We start from the raw sequence: 13,395 nt of genomic DNA, 5'->3' as shown, positions 1-13,395 counted from the left end.
AACAATAAAGGTGTGATTGTGCCCGTAAATCGGGGGAAGTAAAAATACGGTAACAATAAAGGTGTGATTGTGCCCGTAAATCCGGGGAAGTAAAAATACGGTAACAATAAAGGTGTGATTGTGTCCGTAAATCGAGGGAAGTAAAAATACGGTAACAATAAAGGTGTAATTGTGCCCGTAAATCGAGGAATTTAAAAATAAGGTAACAATAGGCATATGAAGTAATCCAAGTGTTGGAAATTTCCTTTTTTGGGGCAAAAATATAGGGAGGGGTGACTTTTGTGGAAGAATTAAACTATCTAAATCCGACCGAGCTTCTCGAGAAGATCTATAATACGCTTTGTTCCGAGTATGAGGACGAAGCTCACTACGAAAATGACCAGGACAAACAGGAGATAGAGGTAACGAAAAAGCGTTTAACCAAAAAGGTCTTCAACGAATTTGTTGTTGATGATGAATATTTCTTAACCATGGATCCAAAAACATTTAAAGAACGCTATCATTTATTTGAAAAAGACCTCTTCAAATTGATCAATGGATGCAGCAAACACGGAGTACCCTATGAAAAATTCCTTCAAATCATAGATGACCTGCTAGCCTGTGCCAACTATCGATTAAACGCCTTTCAACAGCTAGAAGAAGAAATCGCACGAATAAAAGCAGAAAAGGCACTAGAAGAAGCAGAACCAGAAGAAGAAACAGCGGGAGAAGAAACAGAAGAAACAGAGGAAGAAAGTGAAAAAGAATAACGTAAGAAATATACAGTGATGTATAAATGGTGCCTGTCACCACTCGTGGACACTGTCCACGGGTGGTGACAGGCACCAAATTGTTTTGGTCATATTGCTGGTTAATCTGGAAAAGCTAAGGATAAAAGGAGGTTGGATTGGAATGAAGATGAAGAGGTTATTGATGATGTTGCTTTTAGGTTTTTCTCTTTTCACGATAACGGGTTGTGGAAATGATGAGCAGCCGGAAGAAGGGGAAAAGATTGAAGATGTAGAGGAAGAGGACCAAATCGGTGATGACGAGGTTGATGATGAATAAGTGTTAAACCCTTTTGTCCTATCACCACAAAATAGAAGGAGTGCCTTAACAGCACTCCTTTGCTTTATACTATGGCAGGATGTTTCCAGCAGCACGATAGATTTCGTACCATTCTTCGCGTGTGAGATAGATCTCGCTTGCTTTACAACATTCCTTCAACCTATCCACGTTCATCGTACCAATAACCGGCTGCATTTTGGCTGGATGGCGCAGCAGCCACGCAATTGCGATGGTTGTATTAGTCACTTCATATTTAGCGGCAATTTCATCGATTTTCTGGTTTAATTCTGGGAACTTTTCATTCCCTAGGAATACGCCTTCGAAGAAACCGTATTGGAAAGGTGACCACGGCTGAATGGTGATGTCGTTCAGTCTACAAAAATCAAGCACGCTTCCATCACGATTAATCGCTGAATCGTTCTCCATGTTCACATTCAATCCATTGGAGATCATGTTCGCGTTTGTGATACTCAATTGCAGCTGATTAGCGACAATGGGTTGCTTCACATATTTCTGCAGCAGCTGAATTTGCATTGGGTTTTGGTTGGAAACACCAAAATGGCGTACTTTTCCTGTACTCTCCAGGATATCGAATGCCTCTGCCACTTCCTCAGGTTCCATTAGTGCGTCCGGGCGGTGCAGGAGCAGAGTATCCAGATATTCGGTGTTCAACCGTTTCAAAATTCCATCGACGGAATGTAAAATATGTTCCTTTGAAAAATCAAACATCCCTTTGCGAATACCGCATTTTGATTGCAGGATGATTTTCTCACGGATGTTCGCATTCATATGTATAGCGTCGGCGAAGATTTCCTCACAGGCTCCACCGCCATAAATGTCCGCATGGTCGAAGAAGTTCGCACCTTGCTCTAACGCAGTTTGGACAAAGCGTTCAGCCTCGTTCTTTTCAAGTGAATTGATCCGCATGCAGCCAACCGCTACAACTGGTACCTCTAACGTACTGCTTCCTAGATTCATTGTTCTCATCATCTACGTCCTCCATTTTAAAAAAATTGGGTACATCATTATCCTAGCATGAAAACTACCACATGGATATTCCTACCTATTTTTACACATAAGCATATAAGTAGCAAAATCCACTGCCAAATTGTTCCTGATACCCCTGTTTTACATGCACTAGAGTCTAGCAATATTTAAGTGCTATAATGGATTATTCCTATTATTAAAAAAATTGTAAGGGTTTCCGAGCTTCTTTTTTGAAGGAGGGTGGCATGTTTTTTTCATTACGCAATCGTTTATTACTTATTTTTACATGTTTACTAACAATACCATTTGTAATTCTATCAATTATCATTCCTAGCTTTTTTACCTCTGTTATTCGAGAACAGACTCAAGAGTTGACCATAGAAATGATGGATCAGTTTTCTCTTTATGTTGATTCGGTTACCACCCAGGCAGAGGATTTGGGCAAACAGGTGCTTGTTGACCAGACCACGCAAGAATGGATTAGGCTAAATAGACAAGGTGCTGACAAGGAAGAAATCGATTCCTTGATGAATCAACTTAAACAGGGTCTATCCTCGATCATGATTAACAATTCTAATGCGATGTCGATTTCAGTACTGCTTGATGATGGGACCGGGACTTGGGGCGTTCATTCTTCACTTCATGAAACAGATTGGTATCAGGACTTTACCCAACATAATCAGGACTATGTTAAGTCGCATTTAGATCCTTTTCAGCAAAGTCATGAAATGCAGCAAAAGAAAATCAATAGCTATATTTTGCCCCTCATTGATACCAATACGATGATATCAGCAGGGGTCATTAAGGTAAATTTCCCTTCTGCTTTACTGGAAACGGCCCTAAATAAGATAACAATTGGACAAAATGGGCACACCTATTTGTTAAATCCGCAGGGTGAAAATATGTTGTCAGGGAAAATAAAGACACCAAATTCAATTCTGAAACAAAGTTTAAAGCAAATCACCACTAGCGCTGACAAAGAAGGGCTAATTGAAGCCGCTTATCAGAAGGAGAAGTATTTGGTTTTCTTTCAAAAGCTGCCAGTAGGGGGTTGGATCTTAGTCAGTGAAGTGACAGAGTCCGATTTATTCGCAAGGGCCAATCATTTACAGCAGAACCTTCTGCTAACGAGTGCAGTCCTTTTTTTCATAACGATTATCGCTTCATTGATTCTGTCTAACAACATTACAAGTCCTTTAGGAAAACTGGCAAAAGCGATGGGATTTATCAAACGGGGAGATTTTTCAGGGGCAAAACGTTTTATGCCGCACATTAAATCTCAAAATAATGAAGTTGATTACCTTATTAATGTTACGGAACATACGATTGATCAATTGCAGAATTTAATTGAAACCGAATATGAAGCCAATTTGCGCCGGAAGGATGCGGAATATAAAGCCCTATTATTACAAATCAACCCTCACTTTCTAAATAATACGCTTGAAATCATTGGAAGTTTAGCGCTTCAAGGGAAAAATAAAGAGGTTATGAATGTTAGCGTTTATTTAGGAAAAATGCTCAGATATTCCTTAAATACAAAGAGCAAAATTGTGCCGTTAGGTGAAGAAGTAAACTATATCAAAAGTTACACGAACATATTAAAGTTAAGATATGAGGACAGGATCTCGGTTCAATTGGATGTAGATCCTGACACCATAACGATTCCCGTAATAAAATTTATTTTACAGCCACTCGTGGAAAATGCTGTGAAATATAGTTTCAGCGAAAAGACGTTTGCAGCTATTTTTATAAAAACCGAAAAGATTGGAAACCAGATTAGCTTGTCAGTGGCAGATAAAGGGGTAGGGATGTCTGGAGAGATCATTTCAGATTTATTATCCCAAGCAGATGAAACCCAACACGTATTGGAAAGCAAAGGGAACAGCATTGGGCTAAGAAATGTCCTGGGACGATTAAAACTTACCTATGGAAATAACTTTTCCTATCATATTGAATCTAAAAAAGATGAGGGTACTAAGATAACTTTACTGATTGATTTGAAAAGGGGGGATCGACAGGATGAAGGTGTTAATCACGGATGATGAGATTCAAATTCGAAAAGGATTACGCTTAAAAGTAGACTGGGAAGAAGAGGGATTTCAACTTGTAGAAGAGGCTTCAAATGGAAAAGAAGCTCTTGAAATCCTCCAGACCAAGGATATCGATGTAGTGATTACCGATATGAGAATGCCAATTATGGATGGAGTAGAATTGGCCAAACGTTGCCATCAAGATTTTCCCCATGTAAAAGTCATCGTTTTATCGGGTTATTCCGACTTTGATTATGTGCGGAATTCACTGCAGCAAGGCGTTAAAGACTACTTATTGAAACCTGTTGCCCCTGATGAATTAGTAGAAGCGTTGAGGAAGATTCGAAAAGAAGTAGAAGAAGAGAAAAGAAAACAGATTGAAATCGCGCAAATGAGCCGGCTCGTTCATTCTCATTTACAAGAATTGCAGGAACAATTCATCCTTCATTTAGCAAAAGAAGAACGATTACAGCTTCCTAATGTAACTGAAAGGCTACAACAGCTTCAGCTAGAAGAACTAGCAAATGAAAATGCAAAAGTACAGTTTTTAACGGTGGAAATCAGAGAAAGCCACGATCCCACTCGTCTTGAGGAACTAAGAATTCCATTTCAGTTGTTGTGTAAGGAAATCGCTCAACAGCAGAAAGCAACATATGTATTTACGGATCCAAGCTATCCGAATATGGTTCAATTTTTACAGCTGATTGATTGCAATTCTTCAACGACCAATCATTTCGTTTTGCACATTCAACAAACCATTAAAAAGTTACTAAAATTAGAAACGGTCATTGGTATCGGTACGATTGTGAATGGACTTTCAGAATTTAGGAGCGGATATATATCCAGTTTACTTGCTTGGAGCCAAAGTCAACTTGGATCGAAATCACAGATTATAGATCAAACTGCTGCAAGCGAAGAAGTGTTTGACTTTTCTCCCGATTTTGAGAGACGGATAACGAACTCAATTGAAAATGTTGATTTTGCTGCGTTTAAAGATAATCTACAGATTGTACTTGAAGGGACAGAAGGCCGTTCGGTTATGTCGTTTTCTTTTGCTGCCAACCAGGTGTTATTTATGTTAGGTTCATTAGCCAAAAAGTACGATGTCGAGACGAAAGATATCCAAAATACGATTTGGAATTGCCAGCAAAATATATGGAAGCTTTATTCCCAACATAAAGTGAAAGAGTACCTGATTCAATTAGCCTCATTAATCATTGAAAAAGTTCGTCTTGCTCGTTTCTCCAATAAGAAATTAATCGATAGTATCCGCCATTATTTGGACCAGCACTATGCAAGTGAAATATCTCTAACCACCTTATCCACTTTATTTCACATAAATAGTGCTCATTTATCGGAAACATTCAAACATCATGTGGGCCAGAACTTCAGTGATTATCTGGTTAATCTGAGGATGACAAAGGCAAAACAACTGCTTAAAGATAAACAGTTGAAAATCATTGATGTCAGTAATCTAGTTGGTTTTTCAAACTCAGGTTATTTTAGTACGGTCTTTAAAAAACACGTTGGACAAACACCTGTAGAGTTTCGTAACTCGATAGGGGAATAGGTCAGTTTTTAGTGAGGGGGGTATTCAGGTGAAGAAATGGTTAACGCTCATCATTCTTTTTAGTATAGCGGGTTTTGCCTTTTTTTATTTTTTTATTTTATCAAGTGACAGCCCAGATAAAGAGAAACAGGCAAAACAAGTCGAGCTGACCTTTTTACGAAACTTAGCGAATCCAGCGTTTAACAAAGCCTATGAAGAGGTGGTTGCTGCTTTTGAAGCAGCGCACCCTAATATTAAGATTAATATGCAATCGATGCACTGGGGAAGTGAATACGAATTAAGGCTTCGAACCGAACTGGCGGCAGGAAACCATCCCGATATCATGGCGATTGATAGCCCTAACCTGGCTCTTTATGCAAATTCCGGCTCGCTATTATCGATTGATTCCTATATGAAAGCGGAAGGGAATATTGAAGATATACCTGAAGGAATATTAAAGGGTTTAACTTATAAGGATGAAATTTACCTTGCCCCAATTGTCGAGTCGAGTATTGCCTTATTTTACAATATGAATCTTTTCAGGGAGGCGGGAATCCCTTTTCCATCAGGAAATCCAAACAACCCCATGACGTGGGATGAAGTGCTGGAGATTGCGAAAAAAATCAACAATCCTGCAAAAGGTGTAATAGGGATAGATCCGGCTCAAGGCTTTGGGGTCGGAGAAGGTCCAGCTTATTTTAAAATGCCGATTCTTTGGCAGTTCGGAGCGGATGTTCTTAGTCCGGATGGGTCAACCGCACAGGGGTATCTCAATTCTCCTGAAGCCTTACAAGCCTTGCAATTTTATCAAGATTTATATCATAAGCATGGTGTAGCGTCGGCTGAAATGCCTCCAGCTCCTTTCGAAACAGATAAGCTTGGGATGACGGTATTGGGTTCTTGGGCCATGTCGGAATTGCAACAAACTCCTGATTTTGTGTTAGGAGAAGATTTTGGGGTCGCCCCGCTGCCGAAGGGGCAAAATCAAGTTGTCCCGAATGGCGGCTGGGCACTTGGGATATCCTCCAAATCCAAGCATCCGGAGGAGGCCTGGGAATTTGTACAATTCGCTACAGGGTATGAGGGTTCGAAATTGTTCGTCGAAATCTCCGGTGACTTACCTGCGAGATATTCAGTCGCAAAAGACTTCCCTGAACTCAATGAATATCCCAAGAATATCTTTGTCCAACAAGACCAAAACTACTCGAAAAATCGACCGGTAACTCCAGCCTATCCAGTCATCAGCGAAGCGATTAAGGATCTATTTGAAGAAGTCGGGCTGGAAGGAAAAAATGTTGAAGAAGCCGCAAACATAGCCGTAGAGAAGATTAATAATGGTTTAAAAGATATCAAAAAGTAATCCTCTAGTTTGGAAACTAGAGGATTTTCTTATGGTGTGAAAGCGATATCAACTCCCGAAAATTTTAAAAGGCATCAACCAAAAATATTAAACTCTTATTTTCTTCCTTTTTGTTATATTTAACCCAAGTTGAAAGTGCTTTCAACAGATTATCTGAATAGGAGGGTAAGAGAGTGGAAGAAATAGTAAAAGCGGAGCAAACGATACCGGTTAGTAAACCAGCAGCAACTACAAAACTAAGCAAAAACCTGACTTACATTAAAAAGAACTACATTCTTTATTTGCTTATTGCTCCTGCCGTTATTCTTACAATTATATTTAAGTACATCCCCATATACGGGGCGACGATTGCCTTTAAAGATTTTAGTCCAATCAGGGGGATCACAGGGAGTGAATGGGTAGGTTTTAAACATTTTACAAGTTTCCTAACGTCACCTAATTTCATCGAAATATTAATGAACACGATTAAATTAAGTTCGTTTGAACTGTTGATAGGATTTCCTATTCCAATCATATTGGCTCTTATGTTAAACCAACTCAGAAAATCAAGTGTGAAAAAGAATATTCAATTAGCACTATATGCACCGCATTTCATATCAGTGGTAGTGGTTTCGGGGATGGTGTTTCTTTTTCTATCACCGGTTGGACCAGTTAATGCGTTGTTATCAACCTTTTTGGATAAGCCGATTTCATTCATGTCTGATCCTGACTATTTTAGGTCCATCTACATTTGGTCGGGAGTTTGGCAAGGGGCTGGCTGGGCATCGATAGTTTATGTTGCCGCACTTGCGAACGTTGACCCGCAGCTTCATGAAGCGGCAACACTCGACGGGGCGTCACTCCTACAACGAATCTGGCATATCGATCTTCCTACGTTAAAGCCAGTAATGGCCGTATTGTTTATCTTGGCGGCTGGAGGCATTATGGGGATCGGTTTTGAAAAAGCCTATTTATTGCAAACACCAATGAATTCACCATCATCAGAAATTATCGCCACTTATGTTTATAAACGAGGACTGCTAGCGGGAGATTATTCGTTTGCGACTGCCTTTGGATTATTTAATGCAGTAGTAAATGTGATTTTACTTGGAGTTGTCAATCAAGTGGTTAAGAAACTAAACGAAGGCGAAGGACTTGTTTAAGGAAGGAGGAAAAGTATGAACAACCAAATCAAACATCCAAAGGGCGACCGAATTCTGCTTCTGACCAATAATATTCTACTAACGATTATCGTCCTTGTCATAGTTGGACCTCTATTGTATGTCTTTCTGTCGTCTTTCTTAGAACCGAATGCAATCATTCGAAAAGGACTATCGTTAAATGCCTCTGATTGGTCGTTAGAAGGTTATACGCGACTCTTTACGGACGACACCATTGTGAGAGGATTTATAAATTCACTTCTTTATTCCACTGGGTTTACGATTGTGACCGTTCTCGTTTGTCTCTTTGCCGGATACACGTTATCGGTAGAAGGCTTAGTTGGAAAAAAAGTATTTATGGTTTTCTTCTTATTTACCATGTTTTTTGGAGGAGGATTAATCCCGACTTATTTTGTTATTCGTGATTTAGGGATGCTGAATACAATTTGGGCGATTATCCTGCCTGGTGCTGTTAATGTCTGGTTTATTATTCTCGCTAGAACATATTTTAAAGCGGTTCCAAATGAGCTGAAGGAAGCAGCAAGAATCGATGGCGCCTCCGATTTAAAAATCTTTTTTAAAATCATTTTACCTTTATCCAAACCGATTATCTTTGTTCTAGCTTTATATGCCTTCATTGGACAATGGAATGCCTACTTCGACGCCATGATCTACCTTGATGATCGAGAATTACATCCGCTGCAATTAGTATTACGGTCCATTCTGATTCAAAACGAAGTACAGCCTGGTATGGTTGCGGATGTAGAGGCAAGAAACGAGCTAATGAGAATTTCAGAAATGATCCGCTATTCATCGATTGTAATTGCAAGTTTACCGTTATTGATTATGTACCCATTCTTCCAAAAGTATTTTGAAAAGGGAGTAATGGTTGGTTCACTAAAATAATACAAAAAAAGTGGGGGTTTATGATGAAAAAAAGAATGCTTACAACGGCTTCAGCTCTACTGCTTTCAGGGTCATTACTTTTAACTGGCTGTACCAGCAAAAGCGGCGGCAGCGAAAGTTTTTCTTCTAAGGATTATGGGCTAAAGGATGTAACCTTTCCATTGAAAGAAGAAAAAACCTTAAAGATTATGACATCCAGTTCACCGTTAGCACCGGAGGATCCAAATGAGAAGTTAATTTTTCAACGCTTAGAAGATCAAACAGGTGTAAAAATTGATTGGAGAAACTATACCACGGATATCTTTAATGAAAAAAGAAATTTAGCTATCGCGAGTGGTGAACTTCCAGACGCTATCTTAAATGCTGGTTTCAGCGATTATGAATTATTGAAGCATGCGAAGGATGGAGTGATTGTACCGGTTGAGGATTTAATTCAGTATATGCCGAACTTGCAAGCAGTCCTTGAAAAAGCACCACAATATAAATCAATGATGACGGCTCCTGATGGACATATCTATGCGTTCCCATGGATTGAGGAGTTAGGTGAAGGAAAAGAAAGTATTCACTCCGTCGACGCTTTCCCATGGATTAATATGGAATGGTTAAACAAGTTAGGATTAGAAGTTCCAAAAACAACCGAAGAGTTAAAGCAAGTATTACTTGCGTTTAAAACACAGGATCCAAATGGTAATGGCGAAGCAGACGAAATCCCAATGTCATTCATCATTAATGATGGCGGACAAGATCCCCATTCTTTATTCGGTGCATTTGGCCTAGGCGATAACTGGGATTTCACGGTTGTCACCAATGATGGAGAAGTAAAACTTACGGCGGCTGATGAAAGCTATAAAAAGGCTATTAGCTGGTTCAACGATTTATACAATGAAGGACTAGTCGATTTTGAGGCATTTGAACATGATTGGAATACGTATCTAGCAAAAGGCCGAGACAAAAAATATGGTTTGTACTTCACCTGGGATAAAGGAAATATCACTGGAATGGGCGATGATTACGATCTGTTAGCTCCATTAAAAGGTCCTGAAGGACATCAAAATGTTGCGAGAACAAATGGAATGGGCTTTGACCGCTCACGTTTAGTAGTAACATCCGCAAATAAAAATCTAGAATTAACAGCAAAGTGGATTGACCAGCTTTATGATCCGTCTCAATCTGTACAGAATAACTGGGGTACGTATGGGGATGAAAAGCAACAAAACATCTTTGAAATGGATGAGGCAACAAAAATGCTAAAACACCTTCCTTTAGAAGGTACCGCACCTGTTGAATTGAGAGAAAAAACATCTGTCGGCGGACCGTTAGCCATCTTAGATAGCTACTATGGTACTGTTACAACGAAACCAGACGATGCTGCTTGGAGATTGAACTTAATGAAAGAAGTTATGGTTCCTTACATGGAAGCAGATAATATTTACCCACGTGTATTTTTCTCAATTGAGGACCTAGATCGACTTTCTGTGATCGAAACAGATTTGTTTGCTTATATAAAGCGAAAACGTGCGGAATGGATTGCCAATGGCGGAGTTGAAAAAGAATGGAATGAGTATCTAGCAGAATTAGATCGACTTGGATTACAAGAATGGCTGGATATTAAGCAAAAAGGTTACGATCGAAATCAGGAATAATACTCGGTAAATAGTCTCAAGGCTGTACAGGTGCTTTGGCAATTGTACAGCCCCTTGTTACTAATTTAATAGAATAAGGAGCGATATAAATGATAAAAACCTATAAAGAGCAGTATCGTCCACAATTTCACTTTTCACCGGAAGAAAAGTGGCTGAATGATCCGAATGGAATGGTCTTTTTTAATGATGAATATCATTTGTTCTATCAACACCATCCATTTGGTACGACCTGGGGACCAATGCACTGGGGACATACGGTAAGTAAGGACCTGATTCATTGGGAGCACCTGCCGATTGCCTTATACCCGGATGAACTGGGTGCCATTTTTTCAGGGAGCGCGGTCGTCGACTGGGAAAATACCACAGGCTTTTTTGAAAAAGATCAACCAGGATTGGTGGCAATTTATACGAGTGCCGGCACTTACCCTGATTCGGATAGACCGCTTCAGCAACAAAGCTTAGCTTACAGTAAGGACAATGGAAGAACCTGGGTGAAATTTGAAGGCAATCCTGTTCTTTCAGACGTAAACATTACCGATTACCGTGACCCAAAAGTTTTTTGGCATGAAGAGACAAATAAATGGGTGATGGTTCTGGCGACTGGACAAACGATTACGATTTATACTTCCCTTAACTTAAAAGAATGGGAGTTTGCCAGCGAATTTGGACATACTGCCGGTTCACATGATGGCGTTTGGGAATGCCCTGACTTATTCAAACTACCAGTAGATGGCGGACAAGAAAAGTGGGTAATGATTGTAAGTATAGGTGATAACGGCCAATCAGCAGAAGGTTCGAGAACACAATATTTTATCGGCCAGTTTGATGGAACCACTTTTGTGAATGACCATGACGATTCGACGATTCTTTGGTTAGATTACGGCCGTGATAATTATGCGGGTGTGAGCTGGTCCGATATCCAAGATGGAAGACGTATTTATCTTGGCTGGATGAGTAACTGGCGCTATGCCAATCAAGTGCCAACTGAGGTGTGGCGAAGCGCGATGACGTTACCAAGAGAATTATCGTTAGCTGCCACTGAGGCTGGCGTCCGCTTATTCCAAAAACCCGTTGCTGAGGTTAGTAGAATTAGAAAAGAAACGGAATCATATCCAAAAATGTCAGTTGAATCAGGGAACGGTGTTTCAATTCCGTTAACTCATTCTTTAATGGAAATAACGATTGAGTTTGAAAAAGAAAGTTCAAGCCAATATGGATTAATCATACGGCACTCTGAGGAAGAAAAAACCGTAATTGGTTATAATGCAGCAGAGGAAAAGCTATTTGTTGACCGAACACTTTCTGGAGAACATAGCTTTTCGACATCCTTCCCAGCGGTACAAGAAGCCCCATTAAAGTTAGATGATCAAAGGTTGAAACTTCAGTTGTTCTTAGATACATCCTCCATTGAGGTGTTTGGAAACAATGGTGAGGCTGCTATTACAAGCTTATTGTTTCCGTCTGAATCAGCGCAAGAACTCGTTTTGTTTTCAAATGAAGGGACCACAAATGTGTTGAAAGTAAACGTAACGGAACTTGATTCCATTTGGAGCAAGTAATTTAGTATGGAAGCTCTAATCGTTCAATTGGTTAGAGCTTTATTTTTTAAAAGGATGGTGTTTGGTTTGGGTTCATCAATTATATGTATGGGTGAATTATTAATCGATTTTTTCTGTACCGATGTGGACATTAACTTAATAGAAGGACAAAATTTTCAAAAACAGGCTGGGGGAGCACCGGCAAATGTCTGCGCGACGATTGCGAAATTAGGAGGTACAGCTGTTTTTAGTGGAAAAGTTGGGAATGACCCTTTTGGGCAATTTCTAAAGAAGACTCTTGATGACGTCCAAGTCGATACCTCAATGGTTGTATTCGATGATTTACACCCAACCACATTGGCCTTTGTATCCTTACAGGCAAATGGCGAAAGAGATTTTGTATTTAATCGCGGAGCTGATGCTTTTTTAGTGGAGGAAGAAATTGATTCTGAGAAGCTTAATGAGGCCGCTATACATCATTTTGGCTCTGCCACCGCTTTACTAAGCGACCCCTTTCAATCCACTTATTTTCATGTAATGCGTATTGCAAAGGAACAAGGGAAATTTATTTCATTTGATCCTAATTACCGAAAAGATCTATGGAAAAACAGGATTCCTGAATTTATCGACTTGGCAAAGAAAGGAATCGCCTTTGCTGATTTTGTTAAAGTGAGTGATGAGGAGCTAAAACTGATTGCAGGAATTAATAACTTGGCTGAGGGAACAAATTATCTTCATGAATTAGGAGCAAAAGTAGTCGCTGTAACATTAGGGAGTGTTGGAACGTATCTGTCAAATGGGAAAAATAGCGAAATTGTTCCTAGTGTAAAAATAAAATCCATTGACTCCACTGGTGCTGGTGACGCATTCGTTGGTGCAACCTTATACCAATTTGCAAAAGATAACCCCGAGATAGAAGACTTTGAAAAACTTAAAGAAATTATTTATTTTAGTAATAAAGTAGGTGCCTTGGTATGTACGAAGGTAGGTGCAATTTCTGCAATACCTACGTTAGAAGACATTTTATCTGGATTATCCTGAAGACTGGGTAGTACCATTCATCATCAAAACAGTTGCAAAAAATAAAGCAAAAGCAACAGCATAAAAGGTAGTTAGAAAAAAGACGGATCGTCCCCCTTGATTCGCTCTTTTTGTGTTAAAAAAGGAGTTTAGGGGTGAAATGTTGAATTTATTAT

Annotated in this window: 11 protein-coding genes; 10 read left to right on the top strand and 1 reads right to left on the bottom strand. The window is 39.6% G+C overall.

What is annotated here, in order from left to right:
- Positions 1 to 281 precede the first annotated feature (281 nt).
- Together ACIQAA_RS08290 and ACIQAA_RS08285 are read left to right on the top strand one after the other, a co-directional pair.
- Positions 282 to 749: a hypothetical protein gene (locus tag ACIQAA_RS08290; protein WP_402617547.1), complete on the top strand. Its 468-nt coding sequence runs from the start codon at positions 282 to 284 to the stop codon at positions 747 to 749.
- Between the two features lie 142 nt (positions 750 to 891).
- Complete coding sequence (locus ACIQAA_RS08285) at positions 892 to 1,047, top strand: hypothetical protein (protein ID WP_283862292.1); 156 nt, start codon at positions 892 to 894, stop codon at positions 1,045 to 1,047.
- 69 nt (positions 1,048 to 1,116) lie between these two features.
- On the opposite strand, the gene ACIQAA_RS08280 is transcribed toward ACIQAA_RS08285, so the two are convergent.
- Positions 1,117 to 2,034, bottom strand: a complete 918-nt coding sequence (locus tag ACIQAA_RS08280; RefSeq protein ID WP_402617894.1) for an aldo/keto reductase — start codon at positions 2,032 to 2,034, stop codon at positions 1,117 to 1,119.
- A gap of 245 nt (positions 2,035 to 2,279) precedes the next feature.
- Between ACIQAA_RS08280 and ACIQAA_RS08275 the strand changes: the two genes are divergently transcribed.
- The 8 genes from ACIQAA_RS08275 (at position 2,280) to ACIQAA_RS08240 (ending at position 13,240) form a co-directional block, all read left to right on the top strand.
- The gene (locus tag ACIQAA_RS08275; RefSeq protein WP_402617545.1) at positions 2,280 to 4,076 is read left to right on the top strand and encodes a cache domain-containing sensor histidine kinase; all 1,797 of its coding nucleotides are present in this window, start codon (positions 2,280 to 2,282) and stop codon (positions 4,074 to 4,076) included.
- Positions 4,054 to 5,634 (top strand): response regulator transcription factor, encoded by a 1,581-nt coding sequence (locus tag ACIQAA_RS08270; protein WP_402617542.1) that lies wholly within the window; start codon positions 4,054 to 4,056, stop codon positions 5,632 to 5,634. The genes ACIQAA_RS08275 and ACIQAA_RS08270 overlap by 23 nt, the downstream gene beginning before the upstream one ends.
- A gap of 28 nt (positions 5,635 to 5,662) precedes the next feature.
- Entirely contained in the window at positions 5,663 to 6,973 is a 1,311-nt protein-coding gene (locus ACIQAA_RS08265) for an ABC transporter substrate-binding protein (RefSeq protein ID WP_402617540.1), read from the top strand.
- Positions 6,974 to 7,176: 203 nt separating this feature from the next.
- Entirely contained in the window at positions 7,177 to 8,115 is a 939-nt protein-coding gene (locus tag ACIQAA_RS08260; RefSeq protein WP_402617892.1) for an ABC transporter permease, read from the top strand.
- Between the two features lie 15 nt (positions 8,116 to 8,130).
- Positions 8,131 to 9,018: a carbohydrate ABC transporter permease gene (locus ACIQAA_RS08255; protein ID WP_402617537.1), complete on the top strand. Its 888-nt coding sequence runs from the start codon at positions 8,131 to 8,133 to the stop codon at positions 9,016 to 9,018.
- A 20-nt stretch (positions 9,019 to 9,038) separates the two neighbouring features.
- Positions 9,039 to 10,661 carry an ABC transporter substrate-binding protein gene (locus ACIQAA_RS08250; protein ID WP_402617535.1) on the top strand — a complete coding sequence of 541 codons (1,623 nt, stop codon included), beginning with the start codon at positions 9,039 to 9,041 and terminating at the stop codon, positions 10,659 to 10,661.
- An 89-nt stretch (positions 10,662 to 10,750) separates the two neighbouring features.
- Entirely contained in the window at positions 10,751 to 12,220 is a 1,470-nt protein-coding gene (locus ACIQAA_RS08245) for a glycoside hydrolase family 32 protein (protein ID WP_402617531.1), read from the top strand.
- 87 nt (positions 12,221 to 12,307) lie between these two features.
- On the top strand, positions 12,308 to 13,240 hold the full coding sequence (locus tag ACIQAA_RS08240; RefSeq protein WP_402617890.1) for a carbohydrate kinase family protein: 933 nt from the start codon (positions 12,308 to 12,310) through the stop codon (positions 13,238 to 13,240).
- Positions 13,241 to 13,395: the final 155 nt, after the last annotated feature.

Source organism: Neobacillus sp. NPDC093182, assembly GCF_044754045.1.
Note: the sequence above shows the minus strand (reverse complement) of the source record. Positions and strands in the feature narration are given on the sequence as shown.

Excerpts from the sequence above, each read along its gene's own strand:
- ACIQAA_RS08245 (WP_402617531.1), top strand. The coding sequence starts at position 10,751 with ATGATAAAAACCTATAAAGAGCAGTATCGTCCACAATTTCACTTTTCA.
- ACIQAA_RS08285 (WP_283862292.1), top strand. The coding sequence starts at position 892 with ATGAAGATGAAGAGGTTATTGATGATGTTGCTTTTAGGTTTTTCTCTT.
- ACIQAA_RS08255 (WP_402617537.1), top strand. The coding sequence starts at position 8,131 with ATGAACAACCAAATCAAACATCCAAAGGGCGACCGAATTCTGCTTCTG.
- ACIQAA_RS08275 (WP_402617545.1), top strand. The coding sequence starts at position 2,280 with ATGTTTTTTTCATTACGCAATCGTTTATTACTTATTTTTACATGTTTA.
- ACIQAA_RS08240 (WP_402617890.1), top strand. The coding sequence starts at position 12,308 with ATGGGTGAATTATTAATCGATTTTTTCTGTACCGATGTGGACATTAAC.
- ACIQAA_RS08280 (WP_402617894.1), bottom strand. The coding sequence starts at position 2,034 with ATGAGAACAATGAATCTAGGAAGCAGTACGTTAGAGGTACCAGTTGTA.
- ACIQAA_RS08250 (WP_402617535.1), top strand. The coding sequence starts at position 9,039 with ATGATGAAAAAAAGAATGCTTACAACGGCTTCAGCTCTACTGCTTTCA.
- ACIQAA_RS08270 (WP_402617542.1), top strand. The coding sequence starts at position 4,054 with ATGAAGGTGTTAATCACGGATGATGAGATTCAAATTCGAAAAGGATTA.